This is a genomic window from Microbacterium sp. ProA8 (genome assembly GCF_039905635.1).
Classification (GTDB): domain Bacteria; phylum Actinomycetota; class Actinomycetes; order Actinomycetales; family Microbacteriaceae; genus Microbacterium; species Microbacterium chionoecetis.
This window is the reverse complement of record NZ_CP157000.1, coordinates 3,863,877-3,890,823: the sequence shown is the minus strand read 5'-3', so window position 1 is coordinate 3,890,823 and position 26,947 is coordinate 3,863,877. Positions and strand designations below refer to the sequence as shown.

The following is a 26,947-nucleotide window of genomic DNA, read 5'->3' as shown; positions in this document are numbered from 1 at the left end:
ACGGGGGGCCGGTCCGTGCTCGCGCGGACCGGCCCCCCGGTCATTCCCTTCTGACCCGGAGAAATCATGACCACCTCAACCGCAAGTCCCCCAACGAAGAAGGGGTCGAGCCCCTTCACGAAGAAGGGCGGTCGTCGCTCGACCGCCGCTCGTCAGAACCTCTTCGGATGGCTCTTCGTCGGACCGTTCGGGATCATCTTCCTGGCTCTGCTCGTGCTGCCGATCGGCTACGCGCTCTACTTGAGCCTCTTCCAGAAGTCGCTCATCGGCGGCACCCGGTTCGTCCTCTTCGGCAACTACGCCAAGGCGTTCACAGATCCGAACTTCCTCGACGGCGTCTGGTTCGTCATCCGGTTCTCGGTGGTGCTGATTCCGCTGCAGATGGCGATCTCGCTGGCCATCGCCCTGATGCTCGACATCATCGTGACCCGGTTCGCCCGGTTCTCGCGGCTCATGATCTTCCTGCCGTATGCGATCCCGACGGTGATCGGCGCGCTGATGTGGGGGTTCCTCTACAGCGAGAACTTCGGCCCGCTCGCGGACATTTTCGGAATTTTCGGAGCTGAGGCTCCTGATTTCCTGAGCAAGAGCCTGATCTTCTACGGCCTCCTCAACATCGTCACGTGGCAATGGGCCGGCTATTACATGATCATCCTCTACGCGGCGCTGCAGGGGATCGACCCGACCCTGTACGAGGCGGCACGCATCGACGGCGCCTCGCAGTGGCAGATCATCTGGCGGATCAAGATCCCCCTCCTCTCACCGGCACTCCTGCTCATTCTCGTGTTCGCCCTCATCGGAACCCTGCAATTCTTCAATGAGCCGAAGATCCTCCAGGAGCTGGCGGCAGGATCCATCCCGAACGACTTCACGCCCAACATCTACGCCTTCTATCAGGCGTTCTCACTGGCGAACTACAACTACGGCGCGGCGATCTCGTTCGCCCTCGGTGCCGTCGTCTTCGTCTGCGTCTACATCTTCCTGTTCGCAACCCGCAAGCGAGGGAGCTTCTTCGAATGAGTGCCACGCCTATCGAGATCACCGAGCCCCGCGGCAAGCCGCGCAAGCTCGTCGAGCGACGGTCGGCCCCGCGAACCCGCGGGCGTGCGTCGCTGAACATCGTGCTGGCGCTGCTCGTGGTCTACTTCCTGGTGCCGTTCTGGTGGCTGATCGTCAACAGCTCCAAGACCGCGGCCGGCCTGTTCGGGGGCGAGAATGCCCTGTGGTTCGCGGAAGACATCAACTACCTCGGAAACCTCGTCGACCTGTTCACGTACGGCGGAGGGATCTACGGGCGATGGCTGGCCAACACCGCCCTCTATGCCGTCCTGGGCGGGCTGGGCGCCACGGTGCTCGCGGTCCTCGCAGGGTACGGCTTCGCGAAGTACCGGTTCGCGGGGCGCCGGGCCGCCTTCGCGATCCTGCTCGGCGCCGTCATGGTGCCGACGACCGCTCTCGTGATCCCCACCTTCGTCCTGTTCGCGCAGGTGGGCTGGACGAACACGGTCTGGGCCGTGATCTTCCCCTCGCTGCTCAACCCCTTCGGCGTCTACCTCATGAACGTGTACGCGCGCGATGCCGTGCCCGACGAGCTCCTCGACGCCGCCCGCGTGGATGGCGCGGGGGAGTTCCGCACGTTCTTCCGGGTCGCACTGCCGATGCTGCGGCCCGCGATCGTGACCGTGCTGCTGCTGTCGGTCGTAGCCGTGTGGAACAACTACTTCCTTCCGCTCGTCATGCTCTCGGACAACCGGCTGTTCCCCGTCACGGTCGGCATCGGCGTCTGGCAGTCGACCGCGTCCACGTACGGCGCCGCAGGCGGGCAGACGCTCTGGAGCATCATCATCCTCGGCTCGCTCGTGTCGGTCATCCCGCTGATCATCGCGTTCCTGGCACTGCAGAAGTACTGGCGTGGCGGGCTCGCGATCGGAAGCCTGAAATGACCCCGCGCCCGCCCCGAGACCCGTTTCCCCCGCTTCCTGGAAGAGCAGCATGATCCGCGCACATCTCACCATCGACCCGCACTTCACGATCGGCCCCATCAATCGACGACTCTTCGGCTCGTTCGTGGAGCACCTGGGGCGATGCGTCTACGACGGCATCTACGAGCCGGGACACGAGAGCGCGGACGAGGAGGGCTTCCGCACCGACGTCATCGAGCTGGTGCGCGAGCTCGGGGTGACGACGATCCGCTATCCCGGCGGCAACTTCGTGTCGGGATACCGCTGGGAGGACGGCGTCGGACCGCGCGAGGCGCGGCCGCGGCGGCTGGATCTCGCGTGGCACTCGACGGAGACCAACGAGATCGGGCTGGACGAGTTCGCAAGCTGGTCGAAGAAGGTCGACAGCGAGCTGATGTACGCCGTGAACCTCGGGACGCGGGGGATCCTCGAAGCACTCGACGTCCTCGAATACGCGAACCTGCGGTCGGGCACCCATTGGTCGGACAGGCGTGTCGAGAACGGCCACGCCGAGCCCCACGACATCCGGATGTGGTGCCTGGGCAACGAGATGGACGGGCCGTGGCAGCTCGGCCACAGCACGGCGGAGGAATACGCGCAGCTCGCTGCCAAGACGGCGAGCGCCATGAGGCAGATCGATCCGGATCTCGAACTCGTGGTCTGCGGCAGCTCGAGCGCCCAGATGCCGACCTTCGGCGACTGGGAACGCGTGGTGCTGAGCCACACGTACGACCACGTGGACTACATCTCGTGCCATGCCTACTACGAGCCGAAGGGCGAGGACTACGGCAGCTTCCTGGCCTCCGGGGTGAACATGGACCGGTTCATTGACGCCGTCGTGGCGACGGCGGACCACGTGAAGGCGCTCCGCCACAGCGACAAGACCATCGACATCTCGTTCGACGAGTGGAACGTCTGGTACCAGTCGCGGTTCAACGAGGTCGACAAGATCACCGATGTCGCGCAGTGGCCGGTCGCTCCCCGGCTGCTGGAGGATTCCTACTCGGTGCTCGACGCCGTCGTCTTCGGCAGCCTGATGATCTCGCTCATCCGCCACGCCGACCGCGTGACGGCCGCGAGTCTCGCGCAGCTCGTCAACGTCATCGCACCGATCATGACCGAGCCCGGGGGACCGGCGTGGCGCCAGACGACTTTCTATCCGTTCTCGCTCACGTCGCGTCTGGCGCGGGACGTCGCCCTCGAGCTCAAGCTCGACAGCCCGACCTACTCGACCCAGCTGTACGGCGACGTGCCCATCGTGGACGCGGTCGCGACCCACGACGAGAGCGGCGGCGGGACGACGGTGTTCATCGTCAACCGCAGCCTCGCGGACGAGGTGTCCCTCGAGGTCGACGTCGTCGCCCTCGGCCGCGTCTCGAACGCCACCGCGGTCTCGCTCTTCGACGACGACATCCACGCCGCCAACACGCTCGACGATCCCGAACGAGTGGCCCCTAGGACCAACTCGTCCGTCCACGCCGACGACGGGAAGATCACCGTCACACTCCCTCCCGTCTCGTGGACGGTTCTCACATTCGACTGAGCACGGCGCCCCACGCGCGCCGGCCGCACCCACGCAGGAAGGAATGAGGATGACGCAGCACGTGCTCCGCGTCGAGGGAACCCGCATCGTGGCGGGCGACGAGCCTGTCACGCTGAAGGGCTTCGGGCTCGGCGGGTGGATGAACATGGAGAACTTCATCACCGGCTACGCGGGCGCCGAGTCGCAGCAGCGTCGGGCACTTCGTCGCGTGCTGGGGGAAGAGGCGTACGAGCGCTTCTTCGGGAGGTTCATGGCGGCGTTCTTCACCGCGGAGGATGCCGCGTTCCTCCAGTCGCTCGGAGCCAACTCGCTCCGCGTCCCGTTCAACTACCATCACTTCGAGAGCGACGCAGAGCCCTTCGTCATCCGGGACGAAGGCTTCCGCCTGCTGGACCAGGTCGTCGAGGCGTGCGCGAGTCACGGCATCTACACGATCCTCGACCTCCACGCCCTTCCCGGGGCCCAGAACCAGCACTGGCACAGCGACAACCCGACCCAGTGGGCGCACTTCTGGTCGCAGCGGCAGTTCCAGGACCGCGTCGTGCACCTGTGGGAGAGGATCGCCGATCACTATCGCGGCAACCCTTGGGTCGCCGGCTACAACCCGGTCAACGAGCCCGGGGATGTCGAAGGCACGGCGATCGGGCCCTTCTATCGCCGGCTCGAGGCCGCCATCCGCGCGGTGGACCCCGATCACATCCTCTTCCTCGACGGCAACCGCTACTCCACCCAGTTCGACCAGCTGGGGGACCCGCTCCCGAACTGCGTGTACACGGCGCACGACTACGCCCTGCCCGGGTTCGTGGACGGCGGCCCGTATCCGGGGATCTCGCGCGGGCAGTACGTCGACAGGGATCGCGTGGAGCAGACCTTCCTCGAACGCACCGCGTACATGCGCGAGACCGGCACGCCGATCTGGGTGGGAGAGTTCGGACCGGTCTACACCGGCGACCCCGCGCGTGATGAGCAGCGGTATCGCCTGCTCGAGGACCAGCTCGCGATCTTCGACCGCCACGACGCGAGCTGGGCACTGTGGACCTACAAGGACATCGGCCTGCAGGGGGTCGTCACGGTGGATCCCGACTCCGCCTACCTGCGGCGCATCGCGCCGGTGCTCGAGAGGAAGGCCCGCTTCGGCGTCGATTCGTGGGGCTCGACCGACGCGGGGGTCCGCGACATCCTCGAGCCGATCGAGCGGCTCTTCCAGGAGGAGTTCCCGGACTTCCAGCCCTACCCGTGGGGTGCGCGCCGGTGGATCCACGGGCACGTCCGTCACGTGATGCTCGCGGAAGCCCTGGTGGACGAGTTCGCCCGTGCGTTCGAGGGCGTCGGGCCGGACGAGGCGGAGGCACTCGCCGACGCGTTCTCGTTCCGCCAGTGCCGCATCCGCGAGGACCTGGCGACGATACTCCGGCGCGCGACGAGCTAGCCGGGCGGCGACATGGCACGAACCCAGCGAGTGACGCTCAACGAGATCGCTGCTCAGACCGGGTTGTCGCTCACGACCATCTCGAAGGTCCTCAACGGCGCGACCGACGTGTCGTCGGCGACGCGGGCACTCGTCGAGGAGCACCTCCGCGAGAGCGGGTACCGGCGCAGGAAGAGCAGACAGCGGCGCGAGTACATCGAGGTCGTTCTGCACGAGCTCGAGGGGGAGTGGGCGCTCGCCATCCTCGAAGGCGTCCGCGAGAGCGCCGCCGCGGTGGGACTCGCCGTCTCCCTTTCGGTGAGCGGCGACCGCCACGCGCCGGGACCGGAGTGGCTGGAGTCGGTCGTGCGCCGCGCGCCGACGGGCATCATCCTGCTCTTCGCCGGCATCCCGCCGGAAGGGCGGGAGAGGCTCACCGCACGCGGCATCCCCTACGTCATCATCGATCCCGAGGGCGACCCCGCCCAGGACATCCCCTCCGTCGGCTCGGCGAACTGGTCGGGCGGGCTGGCGGCGACGAGGCACCTGCTGGAGCTCGGACACCGCCGCATCGCGGCGATCACCGGTCCGGAATCGGTGATGTGCGCGCTGGCGCGGCTCGACGGCTACCGCGCGGCGATGTCGTCGGCGCGCATGCCGATCGCGCCGGAATGGGTCCGCTTCGGGGACTTCCAGCGGGACGGCGGGGAACGGCATGCGAGCGAGCTGCTGCGACTGGCCGATCCGCCGACCGCGATCTTCGCGGGCAACGACGCGCAGGCGCTGGGCGTGCTGCATGCGGCGGCGGCCCTGGGGATGACCGTGCCCCACGACCTCTCGGTGGTGGGTTTCGACGACCTGGCCATCGCCGAGCTGGCCCACCCTCGGCTGACGACGGTCCACCAGCCCCTCCGTGAGATGGCCGAACAGGCGACCCGCCTCGTGCTCCAGCTGCTGGAACAGTCCCGGCCGGAGGTCACCCGCATCGAGCTGGCGACACGGCTCGTGGTCCGCGACTCGACCGCGAAGCCCGCGCCATCGCCCCGCGGCTGACGGCCGGCGAAAACGCGGATTGCCGGCAGAGAGGCTCTGCCGGCAACCCGCGTCGGTGAGTGACTACTGCCAGTAACCCACGTTGAAGAGGATCTTCTGGGCGACCGGAAGCAGCGCGGCGGACTGATCCGCCGTCAGCTTCCCGGCGGCGGTGAAGCCGTCCACCTGGGCGACGAAGCCGTTCAGCACTTCGAGGGCGCCCGCACTGTCGCCCTTGGCGACGAGGCTGAGAGCCTGATCGAGCTTGACCGTGAGGGCGTTCTTGTTCCCGCCGTTCAGAGCCGTGCCCGCGACACTCGCCTTGAGGGTGTCGATCTCATCCTTGATGAACGCCTCCGGGTGCCAGAGGTAGTCGCGCGCGAACGTCGTGAACAGCTGGTTCCACGCGTTGAAGTCGTGCGCACCGGCCACGACCACGTTCTCGACGAACCCGACGTTGTCGAGTGCCGCGACCGTGTTCGCGTTCGGCAGGCCGAAGTCCCAGAGCCCGCCGCCGTACAGGATGTAGGGCGCCGCCAGGTTCGGCGTCGTGGTGCGAACGCTCGCCCCGCCGCTCCACGGCCCGTAGTAGCCGAACGCGTCGGCATCGAAGTTGATCAGGTTCTGCGTCACGAAGCTGCCGGCCGACAGACCCGCGAATGCGCGGTCGATCGCGTCCGTCGAGACGTTGTAGTTCGACTCGACGAACGGGATGACGACGTTCCGCAGGTTGGGGTAGCCCTGGTTGGCGGCGCCGAGGTAGTTCGTGTTCGTCGTGATGACGATCGCGGGCTCGGTGTCGCCGTCCTGGATGAGGTTGTCCATGATGACCGGGACGTCGCCGATGTTCATCCAGTCGGACTGATCCTGGCCGCCACCGTGCTGCATGTAGATCGTCTTGTACGGCTCGGCGCGGTCGGGGTCGTAACCCGGCGGGAGGTAGACGCCCATCGTGCGCGTCGTGCCGTTGACCTCGAACGGGACATAGCTCCACGTGCCCTTCGGGGAATCGGCCCGCTCGAGCTCGATCTGACGCGCGGCGAGGGGCTCGTAGTCCTGCTTGGCCGCGTCGTACGGGACGAACACCTTGTTGAACGCGCGCCGAGCCGTGCCGGTCAGCCCGTCGGGCGCGTAGATCGGCGAGTTCGCCGGGTCTGCCACCCACAGGCTCGTGTTGTTGTTCACGTAGAACCAGTACTGGTTCACGCCGGCCGCGAGCGGCACCTCGGCCACCCAGTACCCGCCGCCCGCGTTCGTCATCTCGACGTCGTACGCGCCGCCGCCGCGCATGAGTCCCGGGCGGTAGTCCCACGGGCTGTACACGGTGGTGTCCGTGCGGTCCTCCCAGTTGCGCAGCATGATGTCCGCGACGAAGCGGACGCTGGTCGCGTCGGGGTTGTAGTAGACGAAGCGCCCGGTGTAGCCGGTGGGCGACTCCGGATCCGCGATGATCGTCGGGCCGGGGGTCAGATCCCCCTCGGCGGCTCGGGCCGTGCCCGGCGCCATGGTGAGCAGCATGGCCCACGCGAGAATCACGACGGCCAGTGCCCTCAGGCGCCGGCTGCCGAAGATTCGGTCCTCTTGGACCTCGTGCGGGACCCCCGCGTCAGGTCTGCGCTGTTGCGCGATACTCTCCACCGTTCCTCCTCGAATGGCCGTTGAGCGCCGGGCGGTCCCGCTCGGCGGGGCCACGCTATCGCCGGTTTACGACGTTGTAAAGTTAATCTTTACGACGTTGTACATTTCTCTTGACCGGATGCGAGTGGCTCTGTAAGAGTGAGCGGAGACGGGAGTTACTACGTTGTAAATGCGCACGTCGCCGTGTGCCTGCCCGTCTCAGCCAGTCGACCCCGGGGTCAACGAGCTCCTGGAGTCGGTCGAGTCACACGAGATGAGGAATCGATGGAGATCACATCCGAGGACCGGCGCTCGGGCCGGTTCGGGAGAGCGAGACGAGCCGTCGCGGTCGTCACGGCCGCAGTCCTGGCGTTCGCCGGGCTGATGGCGGCCGCGCCGGCCAGCGCGGCGGACCCGTGGATCGCGCAGCAGGAAGGCGGCTATCTGCGGATCGCCGTGCCGAACGCCGCCGTCGAAGCCGCGGTGGGGCCGGTGTCGCAGGTGGTCGTCGAGGGCAACTTCGGGCCTTCGCACAACTGGGCGCAGATCGGACTGCAGCGCAGCGGCGCGAACTGGACGGCGACGTACGGACCCTTCGAGCCCGGCCTGTACTACTACCAGGTCACGGGTGACGACAGCAAAGTCCTGAAGGACACGAGCAACCCGACCAGCGTCGCATCCGAACCGGAGTGGAGCACGTTCTTCATCCCGGGCGACTCGGCAGCGCTGCTGGCCGACGCCCCAGAGCAGGCCGGCGTCATCCAGACGCTGTCGTACGACAGCGCGGTCGCGGGCGAGGAGCGTCAGGCGCTCGTCTGGGTTCCGCCGACGTACACGCCCAAGGGCAAGAAGCTCCCGGTGCTGTACCTCCAGCACGGAGGCGGCCAGAGCTACCGCGACTGGGTCGAGGTGGGGCGCGCCGAGCAGATCCTGGACAACCTGTGGCTGGCCGGACAGCTCGAGGACATGCTCGTGGTGATGGGCAACGGCAATGTCGACGACTTCTCGGCGGAGCTGCTCGAGAACATCGTCCCGGCCGTGGAGCGCACCTACAACGTCTCGCCCTCCAAGAACCATCGGGCCCTGGCAGGCCTCTCGATGGGCGGCGGGCAGGCGTTCGAGGTGTTCAGCGAGCACCCCGGCGAGTTCGACGCGATCGGCACCTTCGGTGCGGGACGCTTCGGCGACCTCGATGCGATCCCCGTCGACAGGATGAACGACCGCACCGAGCTGTTCCGCGTCTACGTCGGCAACAAGACCGACATCGCCTACAACGATGTGTACGACTCGTTCGAGAAGTTCGACGCCCGGGGGCTGGACTACCAGTTCGACGGTGTGAACCCGGATGCGGGGCACAACTGGAACGCCTGGCAGGAGAACCTCATCGACTTCGCGCCCCGGCTGTTCACCGGTGCGGCCTCGGACCCCGCGATGAGCGAGGGGCACACCGCGCTCACGGAGCGCTTCGAGCCGCCGGCCGCGGGCACGACGCCCACGCCCTGGCTCACCGAGGACGACTTCGTGACCTTCGAGACGACGACCGACTTCGCCGACGCCGAGTACGTCTCGGTGTGGGCGAACTGGGCGCCGGGCGGCAGCTGGCTGCGCGTGGAGATGAACAAGGTCGGTGACCGCTGGAGGGCGACCGTCGGCCCGCTCGAGGAGAAGTTCTACCACTACCGGCTCATCGTCGATCGCCAGTCCGTCAAGGACACGTCCAACCCGACGAAGGTCACGTCGGAACCGGCGTGGAGCACCTTCCTCGTCCCCGGCGAAGGCTCGCGCCTGCTCGCCGACGTACCCCAGGGACAGGGCGGGAACCTGGAGGTCATGACCTACCAGAGCACCGTGGCCGGTCAGCAGCGCAACGCGTACGTGTGGACCCCGCCGGGGTACGACCCCGACCGCGCCGAGCCCTATCCGCTGTTCGTGCTCAACCACGGCGGCGGTCAGAGCTGGACCGACTGGGTGGAGGTCGGCCGTGCGCGACAGATCCTCGACAACCTCTCGCTGGACGGCGCCATCGAGCCGATGGTCGTCGTGATGCCCAACGGCAACGTCAGCAACTACCCACGGGAGCTGCTCGAGAACGTCGTGCCGGTGACGGAGGAGCGCTACAACGTCAGCAGCGATCCCCTCGACCGGGCGCTGGCCGGACTGTCGGCCGGCGGCGCGCGGACGGTGTCGGTGCTGAAGGCGCACCCCGGCGAGTTCGCCTGGATCGGCACGTTCGCGGCCGGCTTCGGCGGGACGGCGGGCGTCGATGCCGCAGCCATCAATGCGGGCACCGAGCTGTATCGGATCTACACCGGTGACATCACGGACTTCACGTACGGGTCGGTGATGAGCTCGCTTCCGGTGCTGGACCAGCTGGGCATCGAGTACGAGTTCGACGGCGTGACGGTCGGCCCTCACGGGTGGGACGTCTGGCAGAAGAACCTGATCGATCTGGCTCCGCGTCTGTTCCAGGACCCGAACGGGTGACCGGGACTCCGCGTCGGGCGCGCAGCGCGCCCGACGCGGAGGCCGGCCCATCGGACGCAGCACCGCCGCCCCTCGCACGCTCGGAGGCGGCGGTGCTGCGCGGTGTGCTGATCGCGCCGGGCTGCGGCATCCTGCGAGACTGACGCGGGTGAGCGGATATCGAGTGATCGGCCGGAGCGGCGGCGTCGCCGTGCGTGCCTACGAGGAAGGCGACCTCGAGGCGCACCGCCGCTGGCTGCAGCCCGAGCAGGACTGGCACCGGTGGGACGGGCCGTACTTCGCGAAGCTCACGGCCTCCGAGATCGACGAGCGCCTCGATCGGTTCCGCGGTCGCATCGCGTCGGGGGAGTACGCCGCCGAATCGCCCCTGGCCCGGGCGGTGATCGTGATGGAAGAGGCGCCCGACGCCATGGTCGGCTCCATCTCGTGGCATTGGGAGTCCGAGGAGTCGGACTGGCGCCGCATGGGCCTGACCGTCTACGACCCCGCGACCCGGGGCCGCGGCGTCGGCACGGAGGCGCTGCGGATCTGGACCGACTACCTCTTCGCGACGACCGAGGTCGTGCGTCTGGACTACTCCACCTGGTCGGGCAACGCCCGCATGCTCGGGGTCGGGCACCGGCTCGGCTTCGTCGAGGAGGCGCGCTTCCGCGACGCCCGCGAAGTGCGCGGTGCGCGCTACGACTCCGTCGTGATGGGTGTGCTCCGGGCGGAGTGGGACGCGCTGCCGGCGCACTCGACGCTCGCATAGCCGGCCACGGCTGTCATGGCGGATGCCGCTGCCCGCGGCATCCGCCATCACCCAGTGTAAAAAATTCTTGACACACCGTCTGGGTGGGTCTACGTTCAGTGTCAAGAATCTTTTACACAACGCTGGAGGAGCCATGGTCTACGAGGAGCGCAACATCTGGGCGAGCCTCATCGTCAGCGTGATCGGGATGGGTGTGTATGTCGTGATCGTGCTGCAGCAGGCCGCCGGCGGGCCGCTCACCGACGTCGACTGGGTGCCGATCATGCTGTGGACGATCGGGGCCAGCATCGTCGGCGCCATCGTGCTCAGCATCGTGTGGGGCATGCTCGCCGGTCTGAGGGATCCTGAGGGCGTCGGCAAGAGCGATCAGCGCGACCGCGACATCGCGCACATGTCGACCCGCGTCGGGCAGGCGTTCCTCGTGATCGCGGGACTGGGCGTCATCGTCCTGTGCGCCTTCGAGGCGGACTGGTTCTGGATCGCGAACACCATGTTCTTCGGTTTCGCGGTCTCGTCGATCATCGGCGGCATCGCGAGTGTCATCGCCTACCGGCGCGGGCTCGTCTGATGGTCAAGCCCACCAAGGTCACGAACTCGATCCGCGCCGTGCGCGAGGCGGCCGGGATCACGCAGGCCGAGCTCGCCCGCCGGATCGGCGTGACCCGGCAGACCCTCATCGCCATCGAGCAGGGCAGGTACTCGCCCACGCTCGAGCTCGCCTTCCAGCTCTCCCGCGCCTTCGGCGTGGGCCTCGACGACCTCTTCGACTACCCGGAGGAATGACATGTCCGCGAACACCCCCACGGCGCTCGGCACCGACACGATGCCCGCCTGGACCCAGCATCGCTACGGCGAGGCCGACGCCGTCAGGCGGGAGACGGTCGACGTCCCGGCGCCCGGACGCGGCGAGGTGCTGCTGCGGCTGCGCGCCACGGGCCTCAACAACGGCGACATCCGCGTGATGCGCGGTGAGCCCCTCCTCGTGCGTCTCGCGTTCGTTCTGCACCGGCCGCGCCAGCCCGTGCGCGGAATGGATGCCGCGGCCACCGTGGTCGCGATCGGCGACGGCGTGACCGGCGTCTCCGTCGGCGATGAGGTGGTCTGCGAGCTCCCCGCCGGTGGGGGACTGGCGGCATACGCCCTCGCACCGGCCTCCCGGCTCGTGTCCCGGCCGGGGGCGCTCGCGCCCGGCGTGGCCGCGGCGCTGCCTGTCGCGGGTGGAACCGCGTGGCAGGCGCTCGCCCGCGGGGATGCGGCATCCGGTCATCGCGTGCTCGTCATCGGCGCCTCGGGCGGCGTCGGCACGTTCGTCGTGCAGCTGGCCGCGCTGCGGGGCGCAGAAGTCTGGGCGCTGTGCGGCGAGCGCAGCCGCGCGGTCGTCGGGGGACTCGGCGCCGCGCGCACATTCGACTATCACCGGGTGCAGCCCGGTGCTCCCGAGCTCGAGGACGGCACGTTCGACGTGGTCGTCGACATCGCCGGCACCGCGCCGCTGCGCGTGCTGCAGCGCCTCGCGCGCGACGGCGGCCGGGTCGTGCTGGTGTCGGGAGAGGGCGGTCGTGTGCTGGGACCGATCGGCAGGATCATGCGCGCCGCTCTCCTGTCGATCGGCTCGCGACGGCCTCTTCGCCCGCTCGCCGCGACGGCGAAGCCCGAGGTGCTGTCCGAACTGGTGGCGCTCGCCGCTGCCGGGTCGCTGCGCCCGGTGATCGAGCAGACGTTCGTGTTCGGCGACGCGCCCGCCGCCCTGGCGCACGTCGCCGCCGGCCACGTGGTGGGCAAGGTGGTCGTGACGGCGGGCTGATGCTGCGGCGCGCGCGTGAACGGGACGGGTGACCGGCTCCCAGGGCGCGCACAACCTTCGTGAGAGAATGGTCGCGGCGTGCCCGGTTGCCGGCTTCCGCAGCTCCGCCGGGCCCCTGGACAGCGTCCGCCGCCCCTCGTACAGGAGCAAGATGTCCACGCAGAACACCGCGCCCGCCCCTTCGACAGGCTCAGCGGCCGTGCCCGCCGCCGACGGAGGCCGCATCCAGCAGGTCCGCCGCTACCTGATGTGCCGCCCCGAGCACTTCACGGTGAGCTACACGATCAACCCGTGGATGGTGCCCACGAACCCGACCGACACCGCCCTCGCGGTGCGGCAGTGGCAGGCGCTGTACGACACCTATGTCGCGCTCGGGCACGAGGTGCACCTCATCGACCCCATCGATGGCCTGCCCGACATGGTCTACACCGCCAACGGCGGCTTCGTCATCGACAACGTCGCCTATGGGGCCAAGTTCCGGTTCCAGGAGCGCGTGCCCGAGGGTCCGGCGTTCATGGACTGGTTCCGCGCCAACGGCTTCGAGGTCGCCGAGCCCGTCGAGGTCAACGAGGGCGAAGGCGACTTCCTCCTCGTGGGCGACACGATCCTCGCCGGAACCGGCTTCCGCTCGACGGGTGACAGCCACCGCGAGCTCGCCGACGTCTTCGGCAAGGAGGTCATCAGCCTCAACCTCGTCGATCCGCGGTTCTACCACCTCGACACCGCCATCTCGGTGCTCGATCCGGTCGAGGGTCCGGGCGGCGTCGAGAAGGCCAACATCGCCTACCTCGAGCACGCGTTCGACGAGCGCAGCCAGGCGATCCTCGCCGAGCGCTACCCCGACGCGATCCGCGTCGCCGACGCCGACGGCGCGGTGTTCGGCCTCAACTCGGCCAGCGACGGCCGCAACGTCATCATCTCGCCGCGGGCCAAGGGCTTCGAGGCGCAGCTGCGCGAGCGCGGCTACAACCCGGTGCTCGTCGACCTGTCCGAGCTGCTGCTCGGCGGCGGCGGCATCAAGTGCTGCACGCTCGAGCTGCGGCGCTGACGGCGGGAAAGAGGAGCACCATGACCGCCACCATCCCCTCGGTCGACGCGGCGATGAGCCAGATCATCGCCGCCGAAGAGGAGCACGTCGCGCACAACTACCACCCGCTGCCCGTGGTGATCTCCCGCGGCGAGGGCGCGTGGGTGACGGATGTCGAGGGCAAGCGCTACCTCGACCTGCTGTCGGCCTACTCGGCGCTCAACTTCGGGCACGGGCATCCGGCGCTCCTCGCCGCCGCACAGGAGCAGCTGAACCGTCTCACGCTCACCAGTCGCGCGTACCACAACGACCGGCTCGGCCCGTTCGCGGCCGCGCTCGCCGCGCTGTGCGGCAAGGAGCTGGTGCTGCCGATGAACACCGGCGCCGAGGCGGTCGAGACCGGCATCAAGGTCGCACGCGCGTGGGGCCGTCGGGTGAAGGGCGTGGCTCCGGATGCCGGGCGCATCATCGTCGCGCACGGCAACTTCCATGGCCGCACGACCACCATCGTGGGCTTCAGCGACGACCCGCAGGCGCGGGCGGACTTCGGGCCGTTCACCCCCGGATTCGTCTCGGTGCCCTTCGGCGACGCCGCCGTCATCGACGCCGCGATCACCGCTGACACCGTCGCCGTGCTCATCGAGCCGATCCAGGGCGAGGCCGGCGTCGTCGTGCCGCCGGAGGGATACCTCCGTAAGGTCCGCGAGATCTGCACCCGCCGCGGCGTGCTGCTCATCGCCGACGAGATCCAGTCGGGCCTCGGCCGCGTCGGCGAGACGTTCGCGTGCGACCGCGAAGGCGTGGTGCCCGACGTCTATCTGCTCGGCAAGGCGCTGGGCGGCGGCATCCTTCCCCTCTCGGCCGTCGCCGCCGACCGCGACGTGCTGGGCGTGATCCGCCCGGGCGAGCACGGCTCGACGTTCGGCGGCAATCCCCTCGCGGCGGCCGTGGGCCTGCGCGTCGTCGAGATGCTGCAGACCGGCGAGTTCCAGCGTCGCGCGAAGCTCCTCGGTGAGCACCTCGAGTCGAGGCTGCAGGGGCTCGTCGGCCACGGCGTCACCGAGATCCGCGTCGTGGGACTCTGGGCGGGCGTGGACATCGACCCCGCCGTGGGCACCGGCCGCGAGATCGCCGAGCGGCTCATCGGCCGCGGTGTCCTCGTCAAGGACACGCACGGCCAGACGATCCGCATCGCGCCGCCGCTCGTCATCCGCGGCACCGAGCTGGACTGGGCGGTCGAGCAGCTCCGCGTGGTGCTCGCCGCCTGACCCGGAACGGCGCCCGCTGCGGCGGTCAGTCGAAGACCGACACCGTGCGCCAGTGCCAGCCGGTGGCCCCGTCCGGAACCACCGGCGCGGTCTCGGGGGTCTGCACCTCTCCTGCCTTGCTCGTGGCGCGGCATTGGATGACGTGGTCGCCCGGCGTCGCGGTCCAGGGGAAGCTCCACTGCACCCACGTGTCGTCCGAGATGGCCGTCGCGAGGGTCGCCGGCATCCATTCGCCCTCGTCGATGCGCACCTCGACGCCCTCCACGCCCACCTGCTGCTGCCACGCCACGCCCGCGACGACCACTTCCCCGGCCTTCAGGTCCTGGCCGCCACGCGGCACGTCGATGCGGGACTGCAGCTTGATCGGGCCCCGCTCCGACCACCCGCGCGTCGTCCAGTACGCGGTGGCGAGATCGAACCGCGTCACCTCGAGATCGACGACCCACTTCGTCGCCGACACGTAGCCGTAGAGGCCCGGCACCACCATGCGCACCGGGAAGCCGTGCTCCGTCGGCAGCGGGACGCCGTTCATGCCGACGGCGAGGATGGCGTTGCGGTCGTCGGTGAGGGCCTCGAGGGGAGTGGATGCCGTGAACCCGTCGATCGACCGGGACAGCACCATGTCGGCATCCGCGGTGGGCCGTGCCCGGGCGAGCAGCTCGCGGATCGGGTACCCCAGCCAGCGGGCGTTGCCGATCAGCGTGCCGCCGACCTCGTTCGACACGCAGGCGAGGGTCGTCCACGACTCCTCCACCGGCAGCGCGAGCAGCTCGTCCCACGTCAGCTCGAACTCGTTCGCCACCATGCCGTGCACGCGCAGGCGCCAGTCGGCCGGATCGACCTCGGGCACGATGAGGGCGGTGTCGATGCGGTAGAACCGGTCGTTCGGCGTGACGACGTCGGCCAGGCCCGGCAGGTCGAGCTCCGCCCCGGTGGGCACGGCGGCTGCCTCGACCGCCGGCTGCGGGAGCTTCACGGCCCGCCGGACGGCCGCGACCGTCGCAGACGTCGCGCCGCGCACGCCGACGACCGTCGCGAGGATGCCGGCCGCCGCCGCGGCGCCCGCCCACGCGAAGAACGTGCGGCGGCTGGGCGGCTCGAGCGGCCTCGGGTCGCGGTCGAGGGTGGTGGTGCCGGCCGGGCGGCCCGGATCCGCATCGGCGGGGAGGTCGGGTGAGGCGCCGGGTGTGGATGTCGCAGCAGCGGGCGCCGCGGCATCCATCCGCACCGGCGGATCAGAAGCTGCGCGCGTGGTCGCGGCCTCCGCGTCCTGGCGCCGGCCCGAGGCGCGGTGCGGTGCGGCCGTCGGATCCAGGAGCCGCACCAGCAGCCAGAGAGCGACGGCGCCCACCGCACCGGCGACGAGCGCCGGAAGCCAGGCGAGCGCGCCGGCGCCGGGTCGGGTCGCGGCCACGAGCGCGCCGGTGATGCCGAAGACGGCGATCAGGACGACGCCCCACGGTGGCCGGCGCGACTGGAGCCAGCCGGCGAGTGCGGCGAGAGCGAGCATCACGAGCGCGATGCCCACGATCAGGGCGATCTTGTCGGCGGTGCCGAACAGCGCGATCGCGGTGTCCTTCGCCCACGGCGGGGCGATGTCGATGAGGGCGGCGCCGATCGCGGCCACCGGACTGGACGCGGGGTTGACGACGACGGCGACCAACTCGCCGAGCCCCGCCGCGAGCAGCACGGCGGCCACGCCCGCGACCCACGTCAGGGGGGCCGGTGCAGGTCCGGCCGATCGGGTCGCAGCCATGGTGCCAGCGTATGGTTCGCGGGCGCGCGGCGGGCGGTGTCGGGATTACGGGGTTCTTACAGACCCTCCTCCGCCCGATGGCACAGGTGGGGCGCGGCCGGCGCCCGATGTCACCTCATCGCCGGGGATCGCACCCCGCGACGGCCCCCGGCATCCGTCGAAACACCGCGGCAACACGGTCCCGGTTAGGCTGTCCGGATGGGTGATCTGTTCGACGGCTACGGCTCCACGCTGGCGCCGCGCAAGACGCCCTCGGGGGTTCCCGCGTTCGACGAGATGTTCGGGAACCCGGCTCACCCGGGTGCACCGGCCGAGTCCCGCGAGGCCTATCGAGAGCTGTACCAGGCGCTCGCCCAGATGACCCAGGACGAGTTGCGCGGCCGCACCGACTCGCTCGCCAGCTCGTATCTCGCCCAGGGCGTGACGTTCGACTTCGCGGGCGAGGAGCGGCCGTTCCCACTGGATGCCGTGCCCCGCGTGATCACGTTCGACGAGTGGTCGCGTATCGAGGCCGGCGTGAAGCAGCGGGTGCGGGCGCTCGAGGCCTTCCTCGACGACGCCTACGGCCACCAGTTCTGCGTGCGCGACGAGGTGCTTCCCGCCGGGCTGATCGCGAGCTCGCAGTACTTCTATCGTCAGGCCGCCGGCATCCACTCCGCCAACGGCGTGCGCATCCAGGTGTCGGGCATCGACCTGATCCGCGACGAGCACGGCGAGATGCGCGTGCTCGAAGACAACGTGCGCGTGCCGTCGGGCGTCAGCTACGTCATCTCGAACCGCCGGGTGATGGCGCAGACCCTGCCCGAGCTCTTCGTCTCGATGCGGGTGCGTCCGGTCGGCGACTACCCGAACAAGCTGCTCGCGGCGCTGCGCGCCTCGGCCCCGGCCGGCATCGAGGACCCGAACGTCGTCGTCCTCACCCCGGGCGTCTACAACTCCGCCTACTTCGAGCACACGCTGCTCGCACGGCTCATGGGCGTCGAGCTCGTCGAGGGCCGCGACCTGCTCTGCATCGGCGGCAAGGTGTTCATGCGCACCACCCGCGGACCCAAGCGCGTCGACGTGATCTACCGCCGGGTCGACGACGAGTTCCTCGATCCGCTGCAGTTCCGCGCCGACTCGATGCTGGGTGCGCCGGGGCTCATGCTCGCCGCACGCCTGGGCAACGTCACGATCGCCAATGCGGTGGGCAACGGCGTCGCAGACGACAAGCTGCTCTACACCTACGTGCCCGACCTCATCCGCTACTACCTGGCCGAGGAGCCGATCCTCAAGAACGTCGACACGTGGCGGCTCGAAGACCCGGGGGCCCTCGAAGAGGTGCTCGACCGGCTCGACGAGCTCGTGGTGAAGCCGGTCGACGGCTCTGGCGGCAAGGGGCTGGTCGTCGGACCGGATGCCTCGCCGGCCGAGCTCGAGAAGCTCCGGCAGCTCCTGCGCGCCGACCCTCGCGGCTGGATCGCGCAGCCCGTGGTCATGCTGTCGACGATCCCCACCCTCGTGGAGGACGGCATGCGCCCGCGCCACGCCGACCTGAGGCCCTTCGCGGTCAACGACGGCGAGGACGTGTGGGTGCTCCCCGGAGGCCTCACCCGCGTCGCGCTGCCGGAAGGCCAGCTCGTCGTCAACTCCAGCCAGGGCGGTGGTTCGAAGGACACGTGGATCGTCGGCGGCTCCGCACCGGGGCAGGTCGAGTACGGCCACGGCCGCGGCGTGCCCGAGCTCGTCGCCGACCAGGCGTCGACGGTGACCGCGGCCATCCCGATCATCTACGACCCCCAGACCGAGCCGACCCACTCGCCGCACGACCGCCCGCGCTCGCGCGTCGAGCAGCAGGAGCAGCAGCAACAGCAGCAGGGTGCGGTCGCGGCATCCGTCTCCTCCCCCCGCCGTGTCCCGATCCCGGCGGAGCATGTCCCAGAATCCTCCGCAGCAGAGCGCGGCAACGACCGAAATCGGGACATGTCGGGTGGTGAGCGGGGATGCTGAGTCGCATCGCGGAGAGCCTGTTCTGGATCGGGCGGTACATCGAGCGCAGCGACGGCACGGCGCGCATCCTCGACGTGCACCTGCAGCTCCTGCTCGAAGACCCGTGGATCGACGAGGACACCGCGTGCCGGTCGCTCCTCAGCGTCATGGGGTCCGCCCCGCCGCCCGGCGTCGAGCACGTCCGCCGCGAAGACGTGCTGGCACGTCTCGCCGTCGACCGCATGAACCCGTCGAGCATCGCCTACGCCCTCACCGCGGCCCGCGAGAACGCCCGGCGAGCGCGCGAGATCGTCTCGTCGGAGCTGTGGGAGACCCTCAACACCACGAATGCACGGATGCCGCGGCGCCTGCAGAACGACCGGGTGCACGAGTTCTTCCAGTGGGTGCGCGAGCGCGCGGCGCTCGCCGTCGGCATCGTGGACTCGTCCACCAGCCGGGACGAAGCGTGGCAGTTCTTCACGCTCGGCCGCAGCATCGAGCGCACCGACATGACGGCGCGCCTGCTCGCGACGCGGTCGCTGACCGAGGCATCCGGTCCGTCGTGGACGACGATCCTGCGCTCGTGCGGCGCGTACGAGGCGTATCTCCGCACGTATCGCGGCATGCCGAGCGCCCGCAACGCGGCCGAGTTCCTCCTTCTCGACCGGCTGTTCCCGCGCTCGATCATCTACTCGATCCAGCGCGCCGAGGAGTGCATGAGCGCCATCGACCCCCGTGCCGACCGGGTCGGCCACTCGAACACGGTGCTGCGGGCGCTCGGTCAGATCCGCAACGATCTCGAGTACCGGCCCATCTCCGAGATCCTCGGCGAGCTGCCGACGCAGATGGACCGCGTGCAGACGGTCACGCGCGAGGCATCCGAGGCGATCCGCGGCCGGTTCTTCCCGACCCAGGCCGAGCCCAGCTGGATCGGAGAGATCTCATGACCCTTCGACCGGTTGGTGAGCCTGTCGAACCACAGCGACCGGGGCGGCGATCATGAAGAGACTCCGCATCGAGCACCAGACGGGCTTCAGCTATCTCGGCGACGTGACGGCCTCGTACAACGAGGCCCGCATGCTGCCGGGCTCCACCGACAGCCAGTTCGTGCTGAACTCGTCGCTGGACATCGAGCCGTCGACATCCGTCAACCAGTACGTCGACTACTTCGGCACGAGGGTCGCGGCATTCGACGTGCTGTCGCCGCACTCGTCGCTCACGATCACCGCCCGCTCGCTGGTCGAGGTGCGCCCGCGTCCGCTCGAGCACATCGACCTCACGTGGGATGACCTCGCTCGCGAGTCGTCCCGCTCGATCGAGACGGTCGAGCAGCTGTCGCAGACCGGGCGCACGCGCCCCCACGCCGAGGTGGCGGAGCTCGCGCGCAGCATCGCCGCCGAGCACGACCACCCCGGCCGGGCGGCACACGCGATCTCGGTCGCGGTCGGTGACGCCGTGGAGTACATGCACGGCATCACCGGCGTGCACTCGACGGCGAGCGAGGCGTGGGAGGCGCGCAAGGGCGTCTGCCAGGACATCGCGCACGTCACCCTGGGCGCCCTGCGCGAGGTCGGCATCCCGGCGCGTTACGTCTCGGGCTACCTGCACCCGCGGCCGTCGGCCGAGGTCGGCGTCGCCGTCACCGGCGAGTCGCACGCGTGGATCGAGTGGTTCGCGGGGGAGTGGCAGGGCTTCGACCCCACCAACAACATCGAGATCGGCGACCGGCACGTGCTGGTCGGTCGTGGACGCGACTACGGCGACGTCCCGCCGCTGCGCGGCGTCTACGCCGGACCCTTCAAGAGCAACCTGCACGTCAAGGTGACCATCACCCGCGAGGCGTAGGGGCGGTCGTCACCGACCGCTTGGTCAGGCCGGGGGGTTGTCGGGATCCAGGGTCTCGAGAGTGTCGGCTTCGACGGGGTTGTCGGCCTCCAGCTGCTCTTCGGTGGTCTCGTCGCCGCCGACCGGGTTCTCGTCGCCGCTGCGGGGCCTCTCGTCGCCGGGGGTGCCGTCGCCGGGCGTCTGGTCTTCGGTTCGCGGTTCGTCCATGCAGACACGCTAGCCCCGGAAGGATGCCCGGGGACGGGGTCTTGACATCGCACCGCTGCGCCCGACGGGGTGTGAGGGCGACCGAGGTGGGCGCCGCTCGCGGCCGCGGCATCCACCGGTCCGCTCTTGGGTCGTGCGAGCAGAACCTTGACGTCACGCATGCCGCGTGTCACCGTAGAGCGGTCTACACATGTAGAGCGGTCTACGGATCGCTCCTCGACGGAGAGGAACGACGATGACGTTGTCCGAGAAAGACCGACGGCCGCGCCGAACGCGCGGGCGTCGACGTGTGATCGCGGTGCTGCTGGGCGCCACGCTGGTGAGCACGGGGGCGGTGGTCGCGGTCGCCGCGCCGGCCGCCGCGGTGGACTGCGCGACGGTGCCGTGGATGGATTCGTCGAAGTCCGCCGACGAACGGGCCCAGGCGCTGCTCGATGCCAGCTCGCAGCACCAGAAGTACCGCTGGCTGGTCGAGCAGCCGGCGAACGACCCCGTCCGCACGACGTGGAATCCCGGGTTCGCGGGTGAGGCGCCGGTGGTGTACCCCGCACAGGTCGCCTGCACGCCGGTGGTCGTCTACGCCAACGGCCCGGACGGCGTCTACCAATCGGCAGGGACCACCGCGTGGCCCGGGCCCATCGCCGTCGCGGCGACGTGGAACCTCGAGCTCGGCGAGCAGAAGGCGACCGCGCACGGCAGCGAGTCCTTCGACAAGCGCAGTGCCGTCGTCCTCGGACCGGGCATCGCCTCGGGCCGCACGCCGTTGTCGGGCCGGGGGTCGGAGTACTTCGGCGAGGATCCCGTGCTCTCCGGTCTCATGGCTGCGGCCAACGTCCGTGGCCTCGAGGACGGGAACCCGGACAAGCCGGTGATCGCGAACCTCAAGCACTACGTGGCGAATGAGCAGGAACTCGCCCGGCAGTCCAGCTCGTCGAACATGGATGAGCGGACGTTCAAGCAGATCTACGACCTGCCGTACGAGATCGCCGTGCGCAAGAGCGATCCCGGCAGCCTCATGTGCTCGTACAACCAGGTCAACGGCGCCTGGGCGTGCGAGAACGAGATCCTCACCACGAGCCTGCGTCAGGACTACCCGTTCGAGGGCTACGTGATGAGCGACTTCGGCTCGGTGCACTCCACCGCTCCTTCGCTGAACGCCGGCCTCGATCAGGAGCTGAACCGGCCGCGCTGGTTCACGCCCGCACGTCTGGATGCCGCACTGGCCGCCGGTGAGATCACGCAGGAGCGGATCGACGAAGCCGCGTTCCGCGTCGTGCGCTCCTACATCGGGGGAGGTCTGTTCGACCACCCGGTGCCCGCGACGCCCGTCGCCGACGTCTCCACGCCGGAGCACAAGGCGCTCGCCCGCGAGATCGCCGAGCAGAGCACGGTGCTGCTGAAGAACGACGGCGCCCTGCCCCTGACCGCGGGGGATCTCACCGTCGCTGTCATCGGACAGACCGCGTCGAGCGTCCCGACCGGCGACGTGAGCGCGAAGACCGGCTGCGGCTGGGACTTCCCGTTCGGCCCGGGCGGACCCGTGCTGAACTGCAACGCTCTCGTCGACCCGCTCTCCGCCCTCACCGAGCGCGTGACCCAGGCCGGCGGGGAGGTCGTGTACGACAACGGGGCCGACGCGGCGCAGGCCGCCGCGGTGGCATCCGCTGCCGATGTCGCGATCGTGTTCGGCCATTACACGATGGGCGAGAGTCAGGACCTGCCCGACCTCCGGCTGGACGGCAACGGCGACCAGCTCATCGCGGCGGTCGCGGCATCCGCTCCCTCCACCGTGGCAGTCATCAACGCGGGCTCCGCAGTCGAGATGCCGTGGATCGACGACGTCGACGCCGTGTTCCACGCGTGGCACTCGGGTGAGCAGTTCGGCCCGGCTCTCGCGGCACTCGTGTACGGAGATGCGAACCCTTCGGGAAAGCTGCCGATGACGTTCCCCGTCTCGCTCGCCGACACGCCGACCGCCGGTTCGGAGGCGCAGTACCCCGGCGTTCTGGACGCATCCGGCATCCGCCAGGTGGACTACAGCGAGGGCCTGCAGGTCGGCTACCGCTGGTACGAGGCGCAAGGCATCGAGCCGCTGTTCGAGTTCGGACACGGTCTCAGCTACACCGAGTTCTCGTACGACAAGGTGACGGTGACCCCGCAGTCGACAACGGGCGACAAAGAGATCCGGGTGCGGTTCAAGCTCACCAACACCGGTGACGTCGCCGGCACCGAGGTGGCCCAGGTCTACCTCGAGCTGCCCGACGCCTCGGGTGAGCCTTCGAAGCGGCTGATCGGCTGGGAGCGCGTGACGCTCGCGGCCGGGGAGCACCGCAACGTGCAGGTGACGCTGTCGGCCGAGGACCTCGCCGACATGCACCTGCTCGAGTACTGGGACGCGGACGCGTCGGCATGGTCGACCGCACCCGGCACCTACACGGTGACGGTCGGCGGCTCGGTCGGCGCCGAGGCCGAGGCGTCCTTCTCGGTGAAGTAGCCCATGGCGCCGGAGAGGGCGGTGACAGCGCGCGCCGTCCCCTCCGGCGTCGCTGCGCCCCCCGCCACTACCCTCGTCTCATGAGTGTCCCTCGACCGCGTGCGGCGACCATCGAAGACGTCGCGCTGGCGGCAGGCGTGTCGCGTGCGGCCGTGTCGAAGGTGCTGCGTGACGCGTACGGCGTCAGCGATGCGATGCGCGCGCGCGTGACGGCGGCGATGACCGAGCTGAACTACCGCCCGCGGATCGCGGCACGGGCGATGCGCGGGCGCACCTACACCCTCGGCATCGAGCTTCCCGACCTCGCGAACCACTTCTTCGCGCGCATCGTGCGGGGTGCGACGGGCGCACTCGAGGGCACGCCGTACCAGCTCATCATCGCCCCTGCCGAGGCGGCTTCACGGGAAGGGCTGCGCGCTCTCGAGGCGCTGGTGGACCGCCAGGTCGACGGCCTCATCGCCGTCTCGCCCCGTGTCGACGAGGCGGGGCTGGAGCGGATCTCGGCGTCGGTCCCCGTCGTGATGTTCGGACGCCACGACACGTCCGACCGCTACGACGTGGTCGCCGGCGACGACGCGGCCGGGGCGCAGGCTGCGATGCAGCACCTGCTGGCCCTCGGGCACACGCACATCGCCCATCTCACCTTGCCCGAGTCCGACCACGCCGAGCCGTTTCCGCACGGCGTGCGCCTGCGGGAGTATGCCGCGGCGATGGAAGCCGCGGGCCACCGCGACCGCGCCGTCGTCTGGCGCACCGACGAAGGGGAAGGGAACTCCTACGAGGTCGTGCGGCGCACGCTGGAGGCGGGCACGCCCGTGACGGCGGTGTTCGCGGCTCACGATGAGCTCGCCTTCGGCGCGATGCGCGCCGCCGCCGAGCTCGGGCGGCCGCTCTCGGTCGTCGGCTATGACGACGTGCCGATGGCATCCCACCCCGCTCTGGGCCTCACCACCGTGCACCAGCCGGGCGAGGCCATGGGCGCGAGGGCCGTCGAGATGCTCCTCGAGCGCTTCGCCGGGCGTACGGAGCCGGTGCACGAGGGCTTCGAGATCGAGCTGAAGGTGCGGACGTCGACGTCGGCGCCCTGACGGGCCCCGCCGAATCGGCTGCCTGACGGGCGGCATCACCGTGCGCGAAGGATCACCGACCGGAGCTGATCATCCGCGTCGCGACGGACCCGGCGGGGCGACCGAGCGCCGGCTATCTGCCCGGAGCCGCTGTCGAACGCCTTACTTCGAGCCGGGGCTGGAAGACGACGTCGTGATCGGGTGTCGAACCCTCGATCAGCGCCCGCATCCGCGCCCAGGCAAGGGCGCCCAGAACCTCGTGGGGTACCGACGCGGTCGTCAGTGACGGCGACATGAAACGCGCGAACGGGATGTCATCGAACCCCGTCACCGAGATGTCGTCGGGGACGTGCACGCCGCGCTCGACCAGTCCGTGCACGAGGCCGACGGCGACGAGATCGTTGAACGCGAGGGCCGCCGTCGCCCGCGTGCGCACGACGGCGTCGACTGCGGCGAGACCGTGCTCGCTGCCCGCGCCGCCGGTGACTCGTTCGACGGTCACCCCCTTCACCGACTCCTGGAAGTCGGCGAGGCCACGTAGCCGCTTCTCGTTCGCTACCCCCGCTGGCCCTTCGACGTACGCTAGGCGGCGGTGGCCAAGTGCGTACACGTGGCGAGCGAGGGCCTCGAACCCGCTGCGCGAGTCGACCGAGAGGGTCGGAGCGGTGACTGAAGTGCTCGACCGGTTCATCAGCACCACGGGACCGAGCGACTCAGTGGCACGCACCAGCGCCTCCTCGGCCATTCGCGGTGCGCACAGCACGAGCGCGTCGCACCGCCGGCGGATCTCGGCGGCGAGGAGCGGCTCGTCCTCGGCAGACTCCGCCGAATCCGCGACCAGCACGCGATAGCCCTCGTCGCCCGCGGCCTTGCTCAGCCCCGACAGCACGGCTTGGAACGACGGGTTCCCCAGATCGGGTACGAGGAACCCGATGGCGTTGGTCTGCCCGAGCGCAAAGCTGCGCGCCAGGTGGTTGGGTGAGTAGTCCAGCTCGCGGGCGGACGCGCGCACCCGCTCGGCGATTTTCGGTTCGCCCAGGAAGCGGTCGTTCATCACGCGCGACACGGTGGCCGGGGAGACCCCGGCGTGATGCGCGACCTCGGCGATCGTCGTCGCTCTGGTGCGTCTGACCACGCGGACCCCTTTCGTGATGTCGGTAACGCCGTCGGGCTGCACGCCCTGGGCTCATCCTATCTGTGCGAAACCGCTTTCACCGGAGAATCCACGGTTCCGGACGCACTGGGATGGTGTTTCGAAGGCTTGTCGAGAAAGCGATTTCTTGTACACTCGGCCCATGCAACAAAATCGGACGGCGATGCTCGACTTCCTCGCTGTGCGGGGCTCCGACCTCGTCGACGCCGGCGGTGCCCCGGTGCGGCTGGCGGGAGTGGGTCTCGGCGGCTGGATGAACATGGAGAACTTCATCACCGGTTACCCGGGGAACGAGCAGGCGATCCGCCGTCTCATGCTCGACCGCATGGGCCGCGAGGCCTACGATGCGTTCTTCGACGCCTTCTCGCGGGACTTCTTCGACGAGGTGGATGCCGCGCACCTTGCGGCGCTCGGGTTCAACAGCGTGCGCATCCCGTTCAACTACCGCCACTTCGAGGACGACGCCGTCCCGTTCGAGCTGAACGAGGAGGGTTTCGAGCGGCTCGACCGTGTCGTGACCCTGCTTGCGCGCCACGGCATCTACTCGATCCTGGACCTGCACGCTCTTCCTGGTCGGCAGAACCAGCACTGGCACAGTGACAATCCCACCCACATCGCCGAATTCTGGAACCAGCGACACTTCCAGGATCGGGTCGTGCATCTGTGGGAGGCGATCGCCGATCGGTTCAAGGACCGCCCCGAGGTCGCCGGCTACAACCCGATCAACGAGCCGAGCGACCCGACCGGCGAGGTGTTGCCGGTCTTCTACGAGCGGCTCGAACGTGCGATCCGCGCCGTCGACCCCGGCCACGTCCTCTTCCTCGACGGCAACCGCTACTCGACCGACTTCTCCTTCCTCGACGCGCGGGCCGAGCCCATGCCGAACACCGTCTACACCGCCCACGACTACGCGCTGCCGGGCATCACCAGCGCGACCGCCTACCCCGGCGTGACGCGCGGCGAGTACTTCGATCGCTCCGTCGTCGAGCAGACGTTCCTGCGGCGCACCGAGTACATGCGCCGCACCGGCACGCCGATCTGGATCGGCGAGTTCGGGCCTGTGTACTCGTCGGATCGCTCCCAGGACCACTGGCGCCTGCAGCTGCTGCAGGATCAGCTCGAGGTCTATCGCCAGCACGGCGCCAGTTGGGCGCTGTGGACGTACAAGGACATCGGGCTGCAGGGACTTGTGACCGCATCTCCTGAGAGTGCGTACCTGCAGCTCGTCGGCGACCTGGTCGACAAGAAGCGGCGGCTCGGCATCGACTCGTGGGGCGGATCGGATGCGGGCATCCGCGAGGTCCTCGACCCGATCGATGCGCTCTTCGACCGCGAGTTCCCCGACTACGCGCCGTATCCGTGGGGCCGCCAGCCGCACATCGCGGTGCTGGTGCGCCACATCCTGTTGGCCGAGCCGCTGGCGGAGCAGTTCGCAGACCGGTTCCGTGGCGCCGACCTCGAGCAGGTGCGCGAGCTGGCGGGATCGTTCCGCTTCGACGCATGCGACCAGCGAGCAGGACTGTCGGAGGTGCTGCGTGCGCATCTGCGTGCCTAGTACGGCC

Annotated in this window: 22 protein-coding genes; 18 read left to right on the top strand and 4 right to left on the bottom strand. The window is 69.4% G+C overall.

Annotated features, from left to right (window positions below):
• The first annotated feature begins 66 nt into the window (after positions 1–66).
• Genes ABG085_RS17355 through ABG085_RS17335 form a run of 5 tightly spaced genes read left to right on the top strand, consistent with a single transcriptional unit; the run spans position 67 to position 5,965 of the window.
• Positions 67–1,020 (top strand): sugar ABC transporter permease, encoded by a 954-nt coding sequence (locus ABG085_RS17355; protein WP_347976994.1) that lies wholly within the window; start codon positions 67–69, stop codon positions 1,018–1,020.
• A complete protein-coding gene (locus tag ABG085_RS17350) occupies positions 1,017–1,943 on the top strand; it encodes a carbohydrate ABC transporter permease (RefSeq protein WP_347976993.1) in 927 nt (308 codons plus the stop codon). The genes ABG085_RS17355 and ABG085_RS17350 overlap by 4 nt, the downstream gene beginning before the upstream one ends.
• Before the next feature lie 49 nt (positions 1,944–1,992).
• A complete protein-coding gene (locus ABG085_RS17345; RefSeq protein ID WP_347976992.1) occupies positions 1,993–3,504 on the top strand; it encodes an alpha-N-arabinofuranosidase in 1,512 nt (503 codons plus the stop codon).
• Between the two features lie 49 nt (positions 3,505–3,553).
• Positions 3,554–4,933, top strand: a complete 1,380-nt coding sequence (locus tag ABG085_RS17340) for a cellulase family glycosylhydrolase (protein WP_347976991.1) — start codon at positions 3,554–3,556, stop codon at positions 4,931–4,933.
• Between the two features lie 12 nt (positions 4,934–4,945).
• The gene (locus ABG085_RS17335; RefSeq protein WP_347976990.1) at positions 4,946–5,965 is read left to right on the top strand and encodes a LacI family DNA-binding transcriptional regulator; all 1,020 of its coding nucleotides are present in this window, start codon (positions 4,946–4,948) and stop codon (positions 5,963–5,965) included.
• Positions 5,966–6,028: 63 nt separating this feature from the next.
• Here ABG085_RS17335 and ABG085_RS17330 read toward each other — a convergent pair whose 3' ends face one another.
• On the bottom strand, positions 6,029–7,480 hold the full coding sequence (locus tag ABG085_RS17330) for an alpha/beta hydrolase-fold protein (RefSeq protein ID WP_347976989.1): 1,452 nt from the start codon (positions 7,478–7,480) through the stop codon (positions 6,029–6,031).
• Between the two features lie 366 nt (positions 7,481–7,846).
• Between ABG085_RS17330 and ABG085_RS17325 the strand changes: the two genes are divergently transcribed.
• From ABG085_RS17325 to rocD, 7 genes are all read left to right on the top strand, one after another.
• Positions 7,847–10,045, top strand: a complete 2,199-nt coding sequence (locus ABG085_RS17325; RefSeq protein ID WP_347976988.1) for an alpha/beta hydrolase-fold protein — start codon at positions 7,847–7,849, stop codon at positions 10,043–10,045.
• 148 nt (positions 10,046–10,193) lie between these two features.
• Positions 10,194–10,796, top strand: coding sequence for a GNAT family protein (locus ABG085_RS17320; protein ID WP_347976987.1), 603 nt, complete (start codon positions 10,194–10,196; stop codon positions 10,794–10,796).
• Positions 10,797–10,929: 133 nt separating this feature from the next.
• Positions 10,930–11,364 carry a hypothetical protein gene (locus tag ABG085_RS17315; RefSeq protein ID WP_347976986.1) on the top strand — a complete coding sequence of 145 codons (435 nt, stop codon included), beginning with the start codon at positions 10,930–10,932 and terminating at the stop codon, positions 11,362–11,364.
• Entirely contained in the window at positions 11,364–11,579 is a 216-nt protein-coding gene (locus ABG085_RS17310; RefSeq protein WP_347976985.1) for a helix-turn-helix transcriptional regulator, read from the top strand. The genes ABG085_RS17315 and ABG085_RS17310 overlap by 1 nt, the downstream gene beginning before the upstream one ends.
• A gap of 1 nt (position 11,580) precedes the next feature.
• Entirely contained in the window at positions 11,581–12,600 is a 1,020-nt protein-coding gene (locus ABG085_RS17305; protein ID WP_347976984.1) for an NAD(P)-dependent alcohol dehydrogenase, read from the top strand.
• A 151-nt stretch (positions 12,601–12,751) separates the two neighbouring features.
• Positions 12,752–13,648, top strand: coding sequence for a dimethylargininase (gene ddaH / locus ABG085_RS17300; RefSeq protein ID WP_347976983.1), 897 nt, complete (start codon positions 12,752–12,754; stop codon positions 13,646–13,648).
• 20 nt (positions 13,649–13,668) lie between these two features.
• Positions 13,669–14,895 carry an ornithine--oxo-acid transaminase gene (gene rocD / locus ABG085_RS17295; RefSeq protein WP_347976982.1) on the top strand — a complete coding sequence of 409 codons (1,227 nt, stop codon included), beginning with the start codon at positions 13,669–13,671 and terminating at the stop codon, positions 14,893–14,895.
• Positions 14,896–14,920: 25 nt separating this feature from the next.
• On the opposite strand, the gene ABG085_RS17290 is transcribed toward rocD, so the two are convergent.
• A complete protein-coding gene (locus tag ABG085_RS17290) occupies positions 14,921–16,651 on the bottom strand; it encodes a molybdopterin-dependent oxidoreductase (protein ID WP_347976981.1) in 1,731 nt (576 codons plus the stop codon).
• 198 nt (positions 16,652–16,849) lie between these two features.
• Here ABG085_RS17290 and ABG085_RS17285 point away from each other — a divergent pair, with 198 nt between their 5' ends.
• Genes ABG085_RS17285 through ABG085_RS17275 form a run of 3 tightly spaced genes read left to right on the top strand, consistent with a single transcriptional unit; the run spans position 16,850 to position 20,464 of the window.
• On the top strand, positions 16,850–18,640 hold the full coding sequence (locus tag ABG085_RS17285) for a circularly permuted type 2 ATP-grasp protein (protein WP_347976980.1): 1,791 nt from the start codon (positions 16,850–16,852) through the stop codon (positions 18,638–18,640).
• On the top strand, positions 18,634–19,566 hold the full coding sequence (locus ABG085_RS17280) for an alpha-E domain-containing protein (protein WP_347976979.1): 933 nt from the start codon (positions 18,634–18,636) through the stop codon (positions 19,564–19,566). The genes ABG085_RS17285 and ABG085_RS17280 overlap by 7 nt, the downstream gene beginning before the upstream one ends.
• Positions 19,567–19,618: 52 nt before the next feature.
• Positions 19,619–20,464 carry a transglutaminase family protein gene (locus ABG085_RS17275; RefSeq protein WP_347976978.1) on the top strand — a complete coding sequence of 282 codons (846 nt, stop codon included), beginning with the start codon at positions 19,619–19,621 and terminating at the stop codon, positions 20,462–20,464.
• Positions 20,465–20,488: 24 nt separating this feature from the next.
• On the opposite strand, the gene ABG085_RS17270 is transcribed toward ABG085_RS17275, so the two are convergent.
• Positions 20,489–20,671, bottom strand: coding sequence for a hypothetical protein (locus ABG085_RS17270; protein WP_347976977.1), 183 nt, complete (start codon positions 20,669–20,671; stop codon positions 20,489–20,491).
• Positions 20,672–20,906: 235 nt separating this feature from the next.
• Between ABG085_RS17270 and ABG085_RS17265 the strand changes: the two genes are divergently transcribed.
• Positions 20,907–23,165, top strand: coding sequence for a glycoside hydrolase family 3 C-terminal domain-containing protein (locus tag ABG085_RS17265; protein ID WP_347976976.1), 2,259 nt, complete (start codon positions 20,907–20,909; stop codon positions 23,163–23,165).
• A gap of 80 nt (positions 23,166–23,245) precedes the next feature.
• Positions 23,246–24,253 (top strand): LacI family DNA-binding transcriptional regulator, encoded by a 1,008-nt coding sequence (locus tag ABG085_RS17260; RefSeq protein ID WP_347976975.1) that lies wholly within the window; start codon positions 23,246–23,248, stop codon positions 24,251–24,253.
• 112 nt (positions 24,254–24,365) lie between these two features.
• Here ABG085_RS17260 and ABG085_RS17255 read toward each other — a convergent pair whose 3' ends face one another.
• A complete protein-coding gene (locus tag ABG085_RS17255; protein ID WP_347976974.1) occupies positions 24,366–25,367 on the bottom strand; it encodes a LacI family DNA-binding transcriptional regulator in 1,002 nt (333 codons plus the stop codon).
• Between the two features lie 160 nt (positions 25,368–25,527).
• Between ABG085_RS17255 and ABG085_RS17250 the strand changes: the two genes are divergently transcribed.
• Positions 25,528–26,940, top strand: a complete 1,413-nt coding sequence (locus ABG085_RS17250) for a cellulase family glycosylhydrolase (RefSeq protein ID WP_347976973.1) — start codon at positions 25,528–25,530, stop codon at positions 26,938–26,940.
• The last annotated feature ends 7 nt before the right edge of the window (positions 26,941–26,947 follow it).